Genomic DNA, 17,431 nt, shown 5'->3' with positions numbered 1-17,431 from the left:
TTATTAGAAACTATTGATATTCTTTATAAACAAGTATGGAATCATTCAATTAAGGAACGCTTGATAAAACACTCAAATTACAAGTGGTTTAGGGTCTATGTAATTAATTCAGTTGAAGGAGATATTATTGGATTCTCTTATGGATATACGTCATCATCTGGACAATATTATCATGACTTAATTTCAAACGAGCTTAGTCAAATTGAGTATGATAGATGGCTAGTAGATTGTTTTGAATTTGTTGAATTAGCAGTTCATCCATTACATAGAAATCAAGGTTACGGAAAGTTACTTATTAATGAGTTATTAAGGGAAGTAAAGAATAAAACGGTTGTCCTTACAACTCAATCAAACAACGAAATAGCACGTAATTTGTATCAAGATTTGGGATGGGGTGTTATTAAAGAATCTTTCAGACCAGAAAACAATGATCATACATATTCAATTTTGGGTAAGGTCTTAATTTAGCAGATTGATTCTTTCTATTTTAAAGCAAAATGTGTGAAATGTTGTACATGATTAAACAGGTCCATTACTTTTTCTTATGGTGGTATATGTGAACTAATGTAGTACAAAAAAAGGATAGGTTAACATATATTCTCCTATCCTTCTTCTCTTTCCCATTATATTTCGTAACATTTTATATTTTAAGTATTATATAAAAGGTATTAATAAAATATTTGCCTTTTTGGTTGGATATCTGACCTTGTAAGCTTCGTTGAATCGGCTATTAGGTAAAACTGTAATCAACTTTTTGCATCATGAGATTAATTTAAGTCCTACTGCGGCAGCAACAACAAGGGCAATACAGGAAATTCGTTTCCAATCGCTCTGTTCACCATAGAAAATCATCCCTAAAATTGTTCCTCCTGAAGCTCCAATTCCTGTCCAAATGGCATAAGCAGTACCCATAGGTAAACTTTCCATAGCTAAAGCCAGAAATAAAAAACTACCTCCGAAACCTAAAAAGAGTAAAAGAAACGATAGTAGATTTCGATCTTTATGAAGTTTATTAATGAACATGACACCCAACATTTCACCAATTCCTGCCAATATTAAGTAAATCCATGCCATTATTCTTCGCCTCCTTTTACGTCTTTTTCATTTGACAAGATTTTTAGACCAATGACACCAATCAATAATATGATAATCAGGATTAATTTTACTAACTTAAAAGATTCATTAAAAAATAATATTTCTGAGATAACTGTACCTGCAGTTCCGAGACCTACAAACACTGCATAGGCAGTACCAACTGGCAGTTTTTTACCAGCCATTATTAATAAATAAAAACTGATGATAATGGCGATGATTGTACCTGTCCATGTTAAAAAAGTATTTGCATGTTTTAAACCAATCACCCATATCACCTCAAAAAAAGCTCCAATGAATACAGAACCCCATTGTCTGTTCACCTTTCATGCACCTCCAAAAGAAAAAATTAGAAAACAAAAAAAGCCTAGGGGAATAATTGATTACTCTCCCAGGCTTTTATCCTTCCGTGACGCAAAAAACTTCTTGCGGGTTTTCTCTCGGACCAGTCCGTCCAAATACGCGGAACCCTAGAAAACCTATTTACTATATAATTGTATGAATTATTATACTTCATTTTGAATGTAGGGGAAAGAGATAAATTAAAAAATATTAATTTGTACTAGGTTATCTTTTTTATAAATTTAATATTTTTGTTATAATTAGACTATATATAAGATGGAGGAGAGAAATGAATGACCTATCAGCAAGAACAGTCAAGAACCATGCATAAACCTATGTCTAAGCTAAAAGTCATCCAAAGAGCAATTGCTATATCAATCGGTGCAATCCTAATGGCTGTTGGTTTAGAAATCTTCTTAGTCCCGAATAGTGTTATTGATGGAGGAATAACCGGGATATCAATTATGCTCTCGCATATTACTACTTTACCTCTTGGCATTTTTATCTTCGTTTTAAATCTACCATTCTTCTTTATTGGTCGAAAACAAATTGGTAAAACCTTTGCAATTTCTACCCTTTTTGGAATTATCGTACTATCTATTTTCACAGCTTTATTTCACCCAGTACCGGCATTTACAGAAAATATCTTTTTAGCTACTATTTTTGGTGGAATTGTTATAGGAGCAGGTGTAGGGATCGTTATTCGATATGGTGGTGCGTTAGATGGAACCGAAATACTAGCTATTCTTTTTAATAAGAAGCTTCCATTTTCTGTCGGTGAAATTATAATGATTATTAATGTGTTTATTTTAGGAGTAGCAGGCTTTGTTTTTTCATGGGATCGTTCAATGTACTCAATTATTGCCTATGTCATTGCTACAAAAACGATTGATACGGTTGTTAAAGGATTTGATGAGTCAAAATCAATCTGGATTATAACAGATAAACACAAAGAGGTGGGAGACGCTATTCTTGCCCGTTTAGGAAGAGGGGTCACTTATTTAAAAGGTGAAGGCGCTTATACTGAAGATGAAAAAAAAGTGATTTTTTGTATTATTAACCGACTTGAAGAAGCAAAACTGACGGCTATTTTAGAGGAAATAGATGATAAAGCGTTCCTAGCGGTAGGGGATATTGCAGAGGTTCGTGGTGGTAATTTCAAGAAAAAAAATATTCACTAAAGAAAAACGCACCAGTTTATAAACTGGTGCGTTTTTCTTTATAAATTAATGAAGAAGTGATTGTTGATCTACCTCAACGGTTAATCAACATTGTTGAAGAATCATTTTAATTAGAGATTAGTAACCTCCGCCAATATAAGCGGAACCTACAATGATTAACAGGATGAACAATACAACAATCAATGCAAATCCAGCAGCCATGCCTCCACCTGAGTAACCTGACATCTTTTCATTCACCTCCATCCAAAAGCTTAATATATACTATGGAATGAGCATGTGTTTTGAATGGACAGTTGGTTGAATGATAAAAAAATGATTGAATTGTCACAGTAAGAATTAAAAAATGGGTTGTCCACTAAAGAGATTTATCTCATTAATAGACAACCTTAATTTAATGTTTATTTTTTATTTTTGATGGCTTCAAAAATGCCATGTTGGATATTCTTAACCTCATGAAACACTGATTTTGGATCTAATTTAGCTGATTCCGTGATTTCTTTCATGCTTTTTCCACTTTTCTTATCTTGGATAATTTTAGAAATATCCATATTTCCTCTTTTGGATAAAGCAGCTGCAAAAATTAAAAAATGGAGATCGACATCTTCTTTTAAATATTGTTCTATAGTAGCAGTAGATTTACCAGTGTATGTTGCTAAATAATTGATAATTTGTGCCTTGTTTTTTTCATAAAATTCTTTATGCTTTTTTAAATGTTCTTTTTTTACTTTCTCAAGGTCAACACCAAATTGCTTTGCTGTTTCTTTCCATGATTGCTTCTCTCTATAAACTTTAAGAATTTTTTCTAGATTCTTTTCATTGGAATGCTTGGAGATAAAATATGCTCTAAAAACTTCATGTCTTGTATAGCCTTTTTTTATTAAATCATTTATTTCTTGATCACTCATATGTAGATGTTTATGCTTTTCATCTAACTGTGGATGAGGGTGAGCATAGACATTAAATGTGTGAAAGGAATTCAAAAATAATGAAATACTTAAAACACAAACGCTTAAAAAATATTTTTTCATTGAAGTACCTCCTCTGTGTAAATATGTACGGAGGTTATTATATCCATTTATTAAGAAAAAAATGGGACAAATAAAAAATTATAAGGAAATTTTTTAATACATTATAAAACACATGTTTAAAGGATTTTCTTGAGAGGTCTTAAGTTTAATACTGTAGAATGATAAAGGTAAATTTCTAGGAAGAAAAATTCATTTGATAACAAGTTGTCTTTTTTCAACTTCTTCTTGTAATAATTCGATGAATTCCTTAGGTAGTTCTAACTTCATTGCCTTCTCATAGGTTAAAATAAGAATTTCATTAGAGAGTGTTAAGTACCGTTGCATTATAAATCTCCTTTCGATAGTGATTATTCAAAATTTAGTATCTAAAAGGGTCTCAATCAAATATGAAAGATGAAGAAATAATCCAAACAACAAATAAAATTATAAAAAATTTAATATAATAAATCAACATCATTTTACATAAAATAATAAAAAGTGGGAAAATACTGTCTTTATTTTTACTTATTATGAGAATTAAATGATTTATATTTGTTAAAATTCCTACAAATTATTTAAAAAAATTGTATATGAATAAAAAAATAGGGAAGAATGTATAACTGTTTATGGTACGATTAAGATATCTTAGAAATGAGGCTGTGAAGATTTTGTCAGATAAAAAAAAATTAATCGTACTAATTGGTCCAACCGCAGTTGGAAAAACAGAATTAAGTATTCGTTTAGCAAAGGAATTTAATGGAGAAATTATTAGTGGGGACTCCATGCAAATATATAAAGGAATGGATATAGGAACAGCAAAAATAAAAGATGAAGAAATGGATGGTATTTCACATCATTTAATTGATATTAAGGAACCGGATGAACCTTTTTCTGTTGCTGAATTTCAAGACATTGTGAGAAAAACCATTGATGAAATCCATGAGAGAAATAGAGTTCCTATGATTGTTGGTGGGACAGGGCTATACATACAATCGGTTATATATGATTATCAATTTAGTGAAGCTCCTAGTAATGAATCGATCCGCCAAAAGTATGAGCAATTGGCTCTAACAAAAGGTAATTTATATGTTTACCAAATGTTAAAAGAAATTGATCCTGAAAGTGCGAGTAATATTCATCCGAATAATATACGGAGAGTTATTAGAGCTCTTGAAATATTTGATTGCACAGGTAAAACTGCAACCGAATACCATAAACAACAAGTTCCAAATCTGTTATATGATGTAGCATTAATTGGATTAACGATGGAAAGAGAACAACTGTATAACCGTATTAATCGAAGAGTAGATATGATGATTGATCAAGGACTAATAGAAGAAGTGAAAAACTTATATGATCACCATATTAGAAATGTACAGTCCATCCAAGCCATTGGCTATAAGGAAATATATGAGTACTTTGATGGTAAGGTTTCCTTAGAAGAAGCAATTGAAACTTTAAAACAAAATTCAAGAAGATATGCAAAACGCCAATTAACTTGGTTTAGAAATAAATTGAATGTCACATGGTTTGATATGACGAATGAAATGGATAGACACAAAAAAAATATAGAAATATCTAAATTTGTGGCAGGAAAGCTTCAATTAAAATCGAATTACTAATTATAGAGATAGAAGAGGAGGACTATTTTATGAAACAAGCAGTGAATATTCAAGACCAATTTCTTAATCAATTAAGGAAAGATGGAACTTCAGTAACGGTATTTCTTTTAAACGGTTTTCAGCTTCGTGGACAAATCAAAGGTTTTGATAATTTTACCGTGTTATTCGAGTCAGAAGGAAAACAACAGCTTGTATTTAAACATGCGATTTCAACCTTCTCGCCACAAAAGAATGTGCAAATCAATTTTGAAGAATAATTAATTGTATAGATGAAATTCCTGTAAGTAGACAGTTAAACCATTAATTTTGGTTTAGCTGTTTTTTATTTATGCACCTAATAAGACACCTAATCATTATTATCTGTACAAAGGTATGTTTGGCCAAACGAAGGAATAGAATAAAATGAGGTGATTTTACGTGAAAAAGGAAAAAAATCGAAAGAAGAATCAGTAATAATTAATATACATGAAGATGCTAATAAAAGCATACTAGAAAAATAACTCACATATTCAGGTAAATAATCACATATCGTAATTCATAGGATAATTGATTGGTAGTAATGTAGCGCTTGAATCTAGGCGTATGTCACACATTTTTACCTCGTCGCGTATACTGTTTTTTAGATTGTGAGGTGAACGCTTTGGATCAACCAATACGTATGAAAAACAATGGCCAGATAAGTATTGTGCTTAATGCACAACCAAGAGATGCCTCTAATACTAATCTACAAAAGGAAGTTGTTCCAAAGACGATTTCAACAGAGCACGAGGCACTAAGGGAAATTGAGAATGAACTCAGTGCTCTTGTAGGTATGGAAGAAATGAAAAAAATGATTAAAGAAGTATATGCTTGGATCTATATTAATAAAAAGCGGGAAATGGCAGGGCTGAAAGCGGGAAAACAAGCATTGCATATGATGTTTAAGGGGAACCCTGGGACAGGTAAAACAACTGTTGCTCGATTGATCGGGAAACTGTTCTTAAAAATGAATGTTCTATCAAAAGGGCATTTAATTGAGGCAGAAAGAGCAGATTTAGTAGGTGAATATATTGGTCATACAGCCCAAAAAACACGTGATTTAGTGAAAAAGGCAATAGGAGGTATATTATTTATTGATGAAGCTTATTCACTCGGTCGAGGAGGAGAAAAAGACTTCGGTAAAGAGGCCATCGATACACTTGTTAAACATATGGAGGATCGGCAGCATGAGTTTATATTAATATTAGCTGGTTACTCTAGAGAAATGGATTATTTTCTTAGTTTAAATCCAGGCTTGCATTCTCGCTTTCCGTTAGTTTTCCATTTTCCTGATTATAATGTGGAACAATTGATGGAAATAGGAAAACGAATGTTAAATGAAAAGGAATACTTACTAAGCCATGAAGCAGAAAAAAAGCTTAAGGATCATTTAGCCTATGTAAAAACGATGAATCCAACAAGTTTTTCGAATGGTAGGTATGTAAGGAATATAATTGAGAAATCAATCCGTTCTCAGGCAATGAGATTATTGACAAATAATATTTATGATCGTCATGATCTATTAACCATTAGGAGTAATGATTTGTTTTTTCCTGAAAACTAGAATAGGATGAAAAAAATAAAAGAGGATAACTAGTAGTTTTTACTTCTACTAGTTATCCTCTTTTAATGATACTTTTGTTCGGGAGTCTCCATTTATATGAATAAGAAAGGACTCTTAAAATCGTGGTAAAAATAAATAATAAATAAAGCTCAATTGGTTGTTTGGCAATGCCTAATCCAATAGCAGCCCCGCAAAGAATAGCCCATACAGCATAAATCTCTGATTGAAGGACTAATGGTTTTCTCCTTGCGAGAACATCTCGAATGATTCCACCGCCGCTACCTGTTAACACAGCTGCAACGATTATAGCACTCATAGGATGTCCCATATTTTTTGCATAGATTGCTCCTTGGATAGCAAACGCTGAGAGACCTATTGCATCAAAGAAGTTTCCCCATCTTTGCCAATGTCGTAAAAGATTATGAGGAAATAAGAATATTAAGGTTATCGATAGTAAAGCAATTTGAAAAAGTACCCCTTGTTCCCAAAGTGCTGATACAGGAACACCGATGAGCAGGTTTCGAATGGCACCTCCACCAAATGCAGTAACGATTCCTAATATATAGATTCCTAGAATATCATATTCCTCCTCCATAGCAACGATAGCTCCGGATATTGCGAAGGCAATAGTACCAAAAATACTTAATATTTCCCAAGTCATTAACTCACCCCAATATTATGTTCATCTCTAAGCTGATAATAGATCATTAGAAATATATTTTTAACGAATATAAAGGAAATAAATGATTACCAAAATTGATTTTATCATGAGACACACTTATTACAAACGAAAATTTTGAAAATAGGTTAATTATGCATCAGTTTAACGATTTGTTATAATAGTAACGGATCAAAGTTAGATAAATTCCTAATTCGTAAATGGGCGAATAATTTATGATACAATTTTAACGTTCAAATGAAAAAATAGATTAGCAATAAAAGGAGATTTCAAGTGTTTCAGTATTTAAAGAATGAATCAAAACTAAAGCAAGTTGTCGAAAATGTAGAACAACAAATAAAACCGATACATGAAAAGATTGATCAGCGAATTGAAGAAAATCAATTTAGAGTGTTACAAAGTTATCAAAAACATCGAGTAAGCGATTCGCATTTTTTCCCTTCAACAGGCTATGGATATGATGATATTGGGAGAGATACGCTTGAGAAAATTTATGCAGATGTTTTTGGAGGAGAAGCTGGACTTGTAAGGCCACAAATCATATCTGGCACACATGCTATATCGATAGCATTATTTGGTGTATTGAGACCTGGAGACGAATTGTTATATATAACAGGTAAACCATATGATACATTAGAAGAAATTGTGGGAATTCGTGGTAGTGGAATTGGCTCTTTAAAAGAATTTAATATTGACTATAATGCCGTACTCCTAAACTCCGAAGGAAAGGTGGATTTTGCTGCAGTCAAAAATGCGATTAAGCCGAATACAAAAATGATTGGTATTCAGCGTTCAAAAGGATATGCGAATCGTCCTTCCTTTACAATAAATGAAATAAAAGAAATGATTTCTTTTGTTAAAGCGATAAAAGAAGACTTAGTTGTCTTCGTTGATAATTGTTACGGTGAATTTGTTGAAGATATAGAGCCGTGTCATGTTGGTGCAGACTTAATGGCCGGCTCATTAATTAAAAATCCTGGTGGTGGGATTGTTAAAACCGGAGGCTATATTGTTGGGAAAAAACAATGGGTAGAAGCTTGTTCTTATCGAATGACTTCGCCTGGTATTGGAGCAGAAGCAGGTGCATCCCTCTATAGTTTACAAGAAATGTATCAAGGTTTCTTTTTAGCCCCTCATGTTGTTGGGCAAGCATTAAAGGGTGCTGTGTTTACATCAGCTATCCTTGAACATTTTATGATGAATACGGATCCGAAATGGGATGCCAAAAGAACAGACCTTATTCAATCTGTACAATTTGATGATCCCCATAAAATGATTGAATTTTGTCAGGCTATCCAATTTTCCTCACCGATTAATTCATATGTTACTCCGTATCCAAGTTATATGCCAGGATATGAGGATGATGTGATTATGGCTGCAGGAACATTTATTCAGGGAGCAAGTATCGAATTATCAGCAGATGGTCCTATTCGTCCCCCTTATACAGCATATGTACAAGGAGGATTAACTTATTCTCATGTGAAGATAGCAGTTTGTTCTGCATTAGATCGGTTAATTTCAAAAGGATTAATATAGTCCATGATGGGAACGTGTGAAAATGATATTTCGCACGTTTTTTTTGTATCAAAATAATCATGTAAGAAAATCTAACATTTAATTGACAACTAAGATTACATCATAATATAATGACAATATAAATTAAATAGAAAGGCGGAGATTTGAATGAGTAATAATCATCTACGACGTTCAATGCCTATTTTACCAATTGGTACTGTCATGCAATTAACTGATTTAACAGCGCGTCAAATTAGATATTATGAAGAACATGAGCTCATTCATCCTGTCAGATCTGAAGGAAATCGACGTCTATATTCACTAAATGATGTGGATCAGTTATTGGAGATCAAAGATCTTTTGGATCAAGGTATCAACATGGCAGGTATAAAGAAAATTTTAGTAATGAAGAATGAAGAAGTGCAAAAAGAAGTAAGTATGGCAAAAGAAGAAGTAACAAATGAAGAAATTAGAAAGATTTTAAGGGAAGAACTTTTACAAGCTGGAAGATTTCAACGTCCATCAATGAGACAAAATGAAAGACCAAGATTTTTTCACTAAGGTTTAATCTAATAAAGGCTGCTTTGTAGCAAAGTATTATTAGAGAGAACCTTCAGTTATAAAACACTTCAAACCTCAGGGAGGAATTATCCATGTCAAAGTTTACTCGTAGTGATATTGAAAAGATTGCCGAAGAACAAAACGTCAAATTTATCCGACTGCAATTTACTGATATTTTAGGAACGATTAAGAATGTTGAAATTCCAATAAGCCAACTTGGGAAGGCTTTAGATAATAAAATGATGTTTGATGGTTCATCCATTGAAGGTTTTGTTCGTATTGAAGAATCAGATATGTATTTATATCCAGACTTAGACACGTGGGTAGTGTTCCCTTGGACTGCAGAAAAAGGAAAAGTTGCGCGCTTAATCTGTGATATTTATAATGCAGATGGTACACCATTTGCTGGTGATCCACGTAATAATCTAAAACGTATTTTAAAGGAAATGGAAGAGCTTGGCTTCACAGATTTCAATCTTGGGCCAGAACCTGAGTTTTTCTTATTTAAATTAGATGAGAAAGGCGAACCTTCATTAGAATTAAATGATAATGGTGGTTATTTTGATTTAGCTCCTACAGACTTAGGTGAAAATTGCCGCAGAGACATTGTATTAGAGCTTGAAGAGATGGGATTCGAAGTTGAAGCATCACATCATGAAGTTGCCCCTGGTCAGCATGAGATTGATTTTAAATATGCCCACGCTTTAAAAGCATGTGATGATATTCAAACCTTTAAACTTGTTGTAAAAACTATTGCACGTAAGCATGGACTTCATGCCACATTTATGCCAAAACCTTTATTCGGTGTAAGCGGATCTGGTATGCACTGTAATCTATCTTTATTTAAAAATGGCGAAAACGCATTTGTAGATCCAAGTGGTGATCTTGAATTAAGTGAAACAGCCTATCAATTTATCGCTGGAGTAATCAAACATGCGACGAACTTCACAGCAGTTACAAACCCAACAGTAAATTCGTATAAACGACTTGTACCTGGTTATGAAGCACCTTGCTATGTTGCTTGGTCTGCAAGAAATCGAAGCCCACTAGTACGTATTCCGGCTTCACGTGGCTTGAGTACTCGTATTGAAGTGCGTAGTGTAGACCCTGCTGCAAACCCATACCTCGCTATGGCTGTATTATTAAAATCCGGTTTAGATGGGATTAAAAATAAATTAAAGGCACCTGCACCTGTTGATCGAAATATTTATGTAATGAATAAACAAGAACGTGAAGAAGCAGGCATTATTGATTTGCCAGGAACGTTAAAGCAAGCGTTAGATAACTTAGTATCCGATGAAGTAATGACTAGTGCTTTAGGTGAGCACATCCTTGAACATTTCTTAGAGGCTAAAGAGATTGAATGGGATATGTTCAGAACAACTGTTCATCCATGGGAACGCGAGCAATATATGCAAATGTATTAATAGAGAAACCCCTTGATACCATTGGTGTTAAGGGGTTTTTTGTATTTTTTATATTACTATTATAAATATTAATATCACCCTGCCCGATTTAAAATAGGCTCTGTTAAATTTTAATATTGATAATTGAGCAAAGTTAGAGGAAACCTCTACAATTCGGGGGTTGCTGCCATTACTGATGTTTTATTTGATACTTACTTGCTCGTAAATCCTTTACCGACAACTGTTTCCTTATCCAAATCAACAAAAACCGTAAGTTTTCCAGAAGAATTTGTTTCAGTATTATTAAATATAACTGTATAAACTTGGTCTTTATCGTAATTCTTGTCAATAAAAGATTTATTTTCATCATTAACTGTTACTTTTTCCATGATTGAATCTTTTGGACTTGCAGGAATTAAATCCTTTTCTTCATCTGTAAGACTATTGAATGCAATCAATTCAATTGGCACACTATCCTTTGGTTGAATTAAATTACAACCCATTAAGGTCGTAGATAAAACGATCAATATTGTAATCAACACTAACTTTCTCAAAAACACCTACCTCCTTTTTATTTGACGAATATACTATATGTTTTGTTTCTTTACAGGCTTTTCCTGTACCTTTAACAGAGCCTTAAAATAAAAATATCAGTCATATACAATTTTTCGTATACTCCTCGTATTTGGTCATATTATTTGTTTCGATTTTCTTGCTTATGTGTGAATAAATATCTGAGGTTACATAGACGAGGAGTGTGTGAAGTAGGATAATTAACTAGATTATCAGTTGAAACCTTAGATGAAATTGGAGCAATGCAGGGTGTTCCCTACGCACAAGCTTTTCAAAAACGAATCATAAATTATATGAAGAGATTACAGGGGGATATATGAACAAAAGTATTATTATATTTCCAAATTATTAAATGAGAAAACAGACTAAATTAGTCTGTTTACAAAAAAGTACTCCAAATCGCCTTAAAAAAGATTCCTAATCCACCTAAGAAAACACCTAGACAAGCTAAGCTCAATGGGGATCCCCATTTAATTTCTGGCATAGATTTTACCTCATTTTCTAATAGTTTTTTGTTGTAGTTCTAGGAGATTATACCATAATTTTCGCGATAAGGAAGTTACTTGTAAAATAATTAATACGTTTACTAGACTGGTAGTGAGCCAATGTAAAGCATCTAAACTAATATAGAAAAAGTTGATGGGATTTTCACAGGATTGGACGAAGATTGATTAACTTCATTAGGCAATGCAATAGTAAAAGATATAAATAATATAGAGACAAAATGATAGATCAGTTAACTAATTAAAGTCCATAAATAAAAGAAACGTATTATTCATTAAAATGCAAAAGGATGATAAGAAAGAGGTAGTGATGAATTACCGCACGCTGAAAAGCTTTAAAAGATGCCGGTGACAAGTACTCTCATAACAGTGGAATCCAGTAACCATTTGTTGGTAACTTGTTTGTCTCAAACAGAATAATTAAAAAAAACAGTACCACTTGGGTACTGTGTCTAGAATGCATAAAACAATTGAAGTAGATGTTTAACCGATACAAGATACTTGAACTGCTTGTCCGGCACGTAAGTTAAATGTTGCAACCCGAAAGTCGAATCTGTTTCCGCATCCAATTCTAATAGTAATAGGGCCAGACTGACAAGTAATATCTATAAATTGTCCTCTTTGCAATAAAACTGGAAAGGTGATAAGTGGGAATGCACCACAGACGAAGGTGAAAACTTGGTTATTCATAATCTGCATTCTAGTATTTTTAGTAAGGTTTTTATTCATGTCATCCAGATTAAATAACCTTTGATTATTATCCATGATTAGCTCCTTTCTTCTAAGATTACAATATTAAATGCTTGTTTTAGAAATTTTGTTCGGGCATGTACGTTTTTAATATTCTTTGATTAAGATGAAAGGATGATTGATTTATTAAGTAGGTTCTTTAAGCAAAGAAGAATTGTTTTACTCTCAAGATAATAATGGTAAATGATGTCCATCCTCCAAAATATGGGGTGGACAAATCAACTTAATGGAGATAAAAAATGTTTTGCTTGTGTAGAGGGATTTTTCTCCTTTTGTCGAATTAATTTTGGAAAAGGAGGTTGCAGACATGTATGATTCCTGCTATACATCTGATAAAACAGAAGCATTTCTTTTTGCTAAACTAATTAGCAAATTACGTTATGTTGAAAATGTTAAAGTGGATGCTACGAAAAAAACAGAATATTATGTTGGTTTTAAAATTACTACTGATTCTCCAGAAGTATATAAGGAAATTGCCAACCTTGTTAGAGAAAATAATTTATTGAGCATTAACTTTTATGGTGAAGATTGGATTCAAGCATTTAATACATAATTGATTAAAAAGCAAAGAAGCTTTTTTATATACAAATCGCTAAGAATCAGTAAAGCCTTGAACCAATCAAGGCTTTTTTCGTATTTTGATCATGTATGAAATATTTAACAAATACGGATTAATTACGTAATTGACTATAGAAAAATTAAAAAACGCTTTATTACACTGGATTTAAGCTTTACTAAAAAGCAAAGCTACTTTCCAAGTTATATCTTAAAATCTATATCTAACTAATTACAATATAACCTTCCAAATAAAACATAGAGGAAGGTTATTTGGCATGAACATTTTTAGTATATCAGAACATATTAATCTTTTTATTAAAAAATATTGACAAACAATTAGCTGGTTGAGTTGAATAAAAACGTTCATCATTATATATTTATTACTTTCACCCTAAATTCTCTAAAGAGTTCTTTCTTGGTAAGGTGTGCCTTTTCCAAGCTCACAGTACTGCTTCAAGCTCAGCAAAAACATTGCCCAGTTGTAATTGCAAGACTTGTAACATGACGTAATTTCCTTCCACTGGGCATGGCTAAAATCAACCTTTGTGGTGCCATTAGATTCAGTTAATTCAAATGTGATTGTAGTCCCGATCCATTCCGGATCGGCATCGGTGTATACGCATTCCCAGCTGACTCGCTTGTCTGCAACAAGCTCAATGACTTTCATTTTGGCTGTATCATTAGGGCCAAAGCGAAACTCATTCACCTTTCCAACGACTGCTTCCACTTTCAGATCCTTTGTCCATACTTCAGACAAGCCTTCCTTCGTTGTTAATGCTAAGTATACCAGGTGGGCTGGTGTGTTTATTTTTTGCAATTGTTCAATACTTGCCATGCGATTCAACTCCTCTTTCATGTTAAAATCTTACAAAATAACTAAAACGATACATTAGGTAGAATTGTAACATATTTTAAAAGGTATGATTTATTCTATATTGCTATTAAGGCGATTCGATTAATCACCTATGTGTGCTTAATCGATAATAAACTGAAGTTACATCGTCCAAATATATCATGATCTTGTCCGAGATTTTGAGAGGTACTTTGTCTTATTTAACTAAAGTCCACATTGTTTAATGTATAATCCTTCACAATCTCTTCTCCACCTTAATATAATTCCAATCTCTAATAAGTGTTGTTTCAAAAAACAGTACAATACAATTAGACACCTCCTTATTCAAGAAATGCACCCCATACTATGGAAAGACCTTCTCAATATCAAAGCCATTTAGATGAATAGTTTCACTATAAATAATAAAGAATATCTAAAAAAGGGGGAGAAGAAATGATTCCTAATCTAATTCGAATGGTTATATTATTCATTTCATGGATTTCTGTTATATTTTTGCCCAAAAGTGCATTTCGCAAATATTTGCCTGTTTCCATTTTTTGTTCGTTGCTTGTTATATGCGGATGCTTTTTTTCCTATAGGTATAAATGGTGGAGAGTTAAAGGAGGAATCGCAGAGCTTATTTTTCATGATTTAAGTTTTATTTTTGGCCCATTTTTTGCAGGTACAATATGGATATTTCATTTATCATTTGGAAAATTTAAACGTTATATCCTTTTGAATTTAATTTCTAATTTTAGTTTTTCCTACCCACTTACTTATCTTTTTGAAAAGTTTAACGTTTATAAATTAGTTAATTTCAAACGGATCCACCTTTTTATATATTATTATATTTTTGCTTTTATCATTTATGGGTATCAGCTGCTAATAGAGCGTTCTAGAAAATGTTTTTAAGTGAGAGGGGATTAATGTTATTTAACCCGATATAAATTTTCGTTCTTATATATCTTTTGTACATCAGTAGTAATATCAATTGATCCCTCATATATATCCTTATCAATTTCAACCTCTTATTACCGTGTTCCCTTTTGAATTGTTTAATATTTATATCCCTACGTATTTAGAAGCGTCTTCAGCACCATTGAAAGGTGGTGTGGATAATTGTCCTCCCTTTTGGTGATACTTATCTTCTATTGATGATGAAACAATTAGGAGGTATTTTTATGAATCAAAAAAGAATGGAGAAAGTTCTACAAGTTATAGTTGAATTTAGGCATAGTTACAGTTAAACAATTACATGAAATCTGCAGCTGGGAACCTATAGAAAACATGTAGAATTGTTAATCAGTTATCAAAATTTCCTTCATGTTGTTAGAGGGCAGTCTGAAAAGGAGATAAAAAAATCTAGTATATTTGATCACATGCTTTTGACTAACCAAGCCTATATTTATTTTAGTTGTCCTTTGGATTGGAGTAGAGAATATGTAATTGAATCTAAAAATGAGCCTGAATATCAATTCGGAATACAAATTAAAGGGTTAACCTTCACCAGCAAAAAGGAGGTTATTAGTGATGCAGTATTTAGCCGAAAAGGATATTTACATTTAGCCGAAATAGATAATACTCGTTCTATGAAAGACAATAGAAAAGTATGCTGATATGTGGAACAATATAAAGAAACATTGACAACCAATTCTTTATTTTTTTACAACAACAATGGGAAAACAAACGATAGAAACGTGGGATCATTCGTATAAAATCAGATGTGAAGTCCATACATTTCATGAAATTAGATAGGGAAATCTCGTGCAAAATAAATGTAAAACTTTTTCAAAAACCTTTTTTTGCTATCGGATTCTCCAAAAATAAAAAAATCCGTAAATCCTTGATAGTACTAGGCTTGCGGATGTTCATTCTTATTCCTACTGATGTAATAGATGCCTCTGACGGGATTCGAACCCGCACTCCTTTCGTAAGCATAGGCTAAGGGCAACACGCTTCCCTACGGAATTTCACCGGCAGGAATTTCACCTGCCTTAGCTAATTTGCTTTTCGGTGCTTCTGAAACCTTTGCCTTGCGACCCGGTGGTAACAATTGTTTTCCGGCGCTCTTCCCTTCTATAGCTACAGAGGCATTTAAGGAATTATATGTCAAAAAATAGTAAATATCAATATAAAATAGCTTAAAATCAGATTTTAGTTATAAACACCTAGACCTAATCAATGAAGTTACATTTTATTTGTTTATTAATTACACCCCTAGTCAATAACCTCTACAATCTTTCTTCCTAAAAAAACTAAAAATTCATATCCGATGTATTTATTTTTGAGGCTCTTAATTGTTGCTAATGAAGGAAAGTTTCAACTAACTACTATCAATTGAAGACCTCACATCTTTTATTTCACTTTATGACCCAATAAAGTTTGCTCAAAGTATACGTCACGAAAAGTTATAAAATATTAAATTCGTTTTTTAATTAAAATGCATGTTTTAGTTAGCATAGTAGTATAAAACGCTTCTGTGTTTGAATATTAAGATAGATGGATTAGCTGAAGCGTTTAATTAAAATATATAGGACAAGAATTAAGGATTAAATAACATGTAGGTACCTAATTAACATAAAAAAAGGCTTGGAAGCAGGTGCATCATAAGGAGAAAAAGAGGAAAATTAAAATAAATTATGTGACAACCCAAACAAAAAACAACAGAATCTAATAATTTATTTTGAGGAGTATTCTTCAGGTAAACTTCGGATGGTGTTGGGTATTTGATTGTCGGCCAAAATACTTCGCCCCATCAATGAAATTTTAAGCCCATCTCTTTAGAGGTGGGCCTAAAATTAGTTAATTATCTTTATTTTTAATGATGTTTTATTTACTTACATCTCGTTTAGTAATTATGATTTATCTTTGTTTTAATTCTAAATTCAATAATTGATCTAACTCTTGACTAAGTTTTATAGAATAAGAATCATTTAGACCATACTGGATCGCATATTCAATTAATTTACTACGAAGTTTTTCAATTTCATGTAATAATGATGACAATTTACCTCACCTTTAAGTATTTTGAATTAGAGATAATTATTCCATAAGTTTACCTTTTTGTCTACTAAATGGATTAAATATATGCAGCACAGATGCTTCATAGTAATGAACTAATTATGCTTACATGAGGTAAATCTATTGTCTAATTATAATTAGTTGGAGTTTTTTTGGGGAGTAGTATTCGTATTTTTCTTAACAAAGTTAGAATATATGTTTACTCTA

The 17,431-nt window shown here is 32.3% G+C and carries 19 protein-coding genes and 1 riboswitch; of the genes, 9 read left to right on the top strand and 10 right to left on the bottom strand.

Annotated features, from left to right (window positions below):
* The first annotated feature begins 60 nt into the window (after positions 1–60).
* Positions 61–468: a GNAT family N-acetyltransferase gene (locus tag NST63_RS15575; RefSeq protein ID WP_169846950.1), complete on the top strand. Its 408-nt coding sequence runs from the start codon at positions 61–63 to the stop codon at positions 466–468.
* A 291-nt stretch (positions 469–759) separates the two neighbouring features.
* Here NST63_RS15575 and NST63_RS15570 read toward each other — a convergent pair whose 3' ends face one another.
* Positions 760–1,074 (bottom strand): DMT family transporter, encoded by a 315-nt coding sequence (locus NST63_RS15570; protein ID WP_212941773.1) that lies wholly within the window; start codon positions 1,072–1,074, stop codon positions 760–762.
* A complete protein-coding gene (locus NST63_RS15565) occupies positions 1,074–1,415 on the bottom strand; it encodes a DMT family transporter (RefSeq protein WP_212941770.1) in 342 nt (113 codons plus the stop codon). The genes NST63_RS15570 and NST63_RS15565 overlap by 1 nt, the downstream gene beginning before the upstream one ends.
* Positions 1,416–1,478: 63 nt before the next feature.
* Positions 1,479–1,577, bottom strand: a riboswitch (guanidine-I (ykkC/yxkD leader).
* Positions 1,578–1,757: 180 nt separating this feature from the next.
* Between NST63_RS15565 and NST63_RS15560 the strand changes: the two genes are divergently transcribed.
* Positions 1,758–2,615, top strand: a complete 858-nt coding sequence (locus tag NST63_RS15560; protein ID WP_373312607.1) for a YitT family protein — start codon at positions 1,758–1,760, stop codon at positions 2,613–2,615.
* 117 nt (positions 2,616–2,732) lie between these two features.
* On the opposite strand, the gene NST63_RS15555 is transcribed toward NST63_RS15560, so the two are convergent.
* The 3 genes from NST63_RS15555 to sda all read right to left on the bottom strand — a co-directional run bounded on the left by NST63_RS15555 (position 2,733) and on the right by sda (position 3,967).
* Positions 2,733–2,840 carry a YjcZ family sporulation protein gene (locus tag NST63_RS15555; RefSeq protein WP_212941768.1) on the bottom strand — a complete coding sequence of 36 codons (108 nt, stop codon included), beginning with the start codon at positions 2,838–2,840 and terminating at the stop codon, positions 2,733–2,735.
* A gap of 173 nt (positions 2,841–3,013) precedes the next feature.
* Positions 3,014–3,643, bottom strand: coding sequence for a hypothetical protein (locus NST63_RS15550; protein ID WP_341042867.1), 630 nt, complete (start codon positions 3,641–3,643; stop codon positions 3,014–3,016).
* Between the two features lie 189 nt (positions 3,644–3,832).
* On the bottom strand, positions 3,833–3,967 hold the full coding sequence (gene sda, locus NST63_RS15545; protein ID WP_079991171.1) for a sporulation histidine kinase inhibitor Sda: 135 nt from the start codon (positions 3,965–3,967) through the stop codon (positions 3,833–3,835).
* Between the two features lie 281 nt (positions 3,968–4,248).
* On the opposite strand from sda, the gene miaA reads away from it, so the two are divergent.
* From miaA to spoVK, 3 genes are all read left to right on the top strand, one after another.
* Complete coding sequence (gene miaA / locus NST63_RS15540; protein WP_212941761.1) at positions 4,249–5,244, top strand: tRNA (adenosine(37)-N6)-dimethylallyltransferase MiaA; 996 nt, start codon at positions 4,249–4,251, stop codon at positions 5,242–5,244.
* Positions 5,245–5,273: 29 nt separating this feature from the next.
* The gene (gene hfq / locus NST63_RS15535; protein ID WP_058006548.1) at positions 5,274–5,501 is read left to right on the top strand and encodes an RNA chaperone Hfq; all 228 of its coding nucleotides are present in this window, start codon (positions 5,274–5,276) and stop codon (positions 5,499–5,501) included.
* 383 nt (positions 5,502–5,884) lie between these two features.
* Positions 5,885–6,826: a stage V sporulation protein K gene (spoVK, locus tag NST63_RS15530; protein WP_058006547.1), complete on the top strand. Its 942-nt coding sequence runs from the start codon at positions 5,885–5,887 to the stop codon at positions 6,824–6,826.
* A gap of 52 nt (positions 6,827–6,878) precedes the next feature.
* Here the strand turns inward: spoVK and NST63_RS15525 are convergent, their stop codons facing one another.
* Positions 6,879–7,487: a trimeric intracellular cation channel family protein gene (locus NST63_RS15525; protein WP_058006546.1), complete on the bottom strand. Its 609-nt coding sequence runs from the start codon at positions 7,485–7,487 to the stop codon at positions 6,879–6,881.
* 291 nt (positions 7,488–7,778) lie between these two features.
* Between NST63_RS15525 and NST63_RS15520 the strand changes: the two genes are divergently transcribed.
* From NST63_RS15520 to glnA, 3 genes are all read left to right on the top strand, one after another.
* A complete protein-coding gene (locus tag NST63_RS15520; RefSeq protein ID WP_341042866.1) occupies positions 7,779–9,041 on the top strand; it encodes a methionine gamma-lyase family protein in 1,263 nt (420 codons plus the stop codon).
* Between the two features lie 147 nt (positions 9,042–9,188).
* Positions 9,189–9,581: a MerR family transcriptional regulator gene (locus NST63_RS15515; RefSeq protein ID WP_212941756.1), complete on the top strand. Its 393-nt coding sequence runs from the start codon at positions 9,189–9,191 to the stop codon at positions 9,579–9,581.
* A 92-nt stretch (positions 9,582–9,673) separates the two neighbouring features.
* On the top strand, positions 9,674–11,008 hold the full coding sequence (gene glnA, locus NST63_RS15510; protein ID WP_058006543.1) for a type I glutamate--ammonia ligase: 1,335 nt from the start codon (positions 9,674–9,676) through the stop codon (positions 11,006–11,008).
* A gap of 191 nt (positions 11,009–11,199) precedes the next feature.
* On the opposite strand, the gene NST63_RS15505 is transcribed toward glnA, so the two are convergent.
* Positions 11,200–11,547 carry a hypothetical protein gene (locus NST63_RS15505; RefSeq protein ID WP_242598106.1) on the bottom strand — a complete coding sequence of 116 codons (348 nt, stop codon included), beginning with the start codon at positions 11,545–11,547 and terminating at the stop codon, positions 11,200–11,202.
* Between the two features lie 999 nt (positions 11,548–12,546).
* Positions 12,547–12,828, bottom strand: coding sequence for a hypothetical protein (locus NST63_RS15500; protein ID WP_212941750.1), 282 nt, complete (start codon positions 12,826–12,828; stop codon positions 12,547–12,549).
* A 292-nt stretch (positions 12,829–13,120) separates the two neighbouring features.
* Between NST63_RS15500 and NST63_RS15495 the strand changes: the two genes are divergently transcribed.
* A complete protein-coding gene (locus NST63_RS15495) occupies positions 13,121–13,366 on the top strand; it encodes a hypothetical protein (protein WP_251337814.1) in 246 nt (81 codons plus the stop codon).
* A gap of 405 nt (positions 13,367–13,771) precedes the next feature.
* On the opposite strand, the gene NST63_RS15490 is transcribed toward NST63_RS15495, so the two are convergent.
* Together NST63_RS15490 and NST63_RS15485 are read right to left on the bottom strand one after the other, a co-directional pair.
* Complete coding sequence (locus NST63_RS15490) at positions 13,772–14,206, bottom strand: SRPBCC family protein (RefSeq protein ID WP_212941744.1); 435 nt, start codon at positions 14,204–14,206, stop codon at positions 13,772–13,774.
* A 2,859-nt stretch (positions 14,207–17,065) separates the two neighbouring features.
* Positions 17,066–17,209, bottom strand: coding sequence for an aspartyl-phosphate phosphatase Spo0E family protein (locus NST63_RS15485; protein ID WP_079991169.1), 144 nt, complete (start codon positions 17,207–17,209; stop codon positions 17,066–17,068).
* Positions 17,210–17,431: the final 222 nt, after the last annotated feature.

The sequence above is a fragment of the Heyndrickxia sp. FSL W8-0496 genome (assembly GCF_038007825.1).
Taxonomy (GTDB): domain Bacteria; phylum Bacillota; class Bacilli; order Bacillales; family Bacillaceae_C; genus Heyndrickxia; species Heyndrickxia oleronia.
The sequence above is the reverse complement of the archived record's forward strand: the minus strand, read 5'-3'. Positions and strand labels throughout refer to the sequence as shown.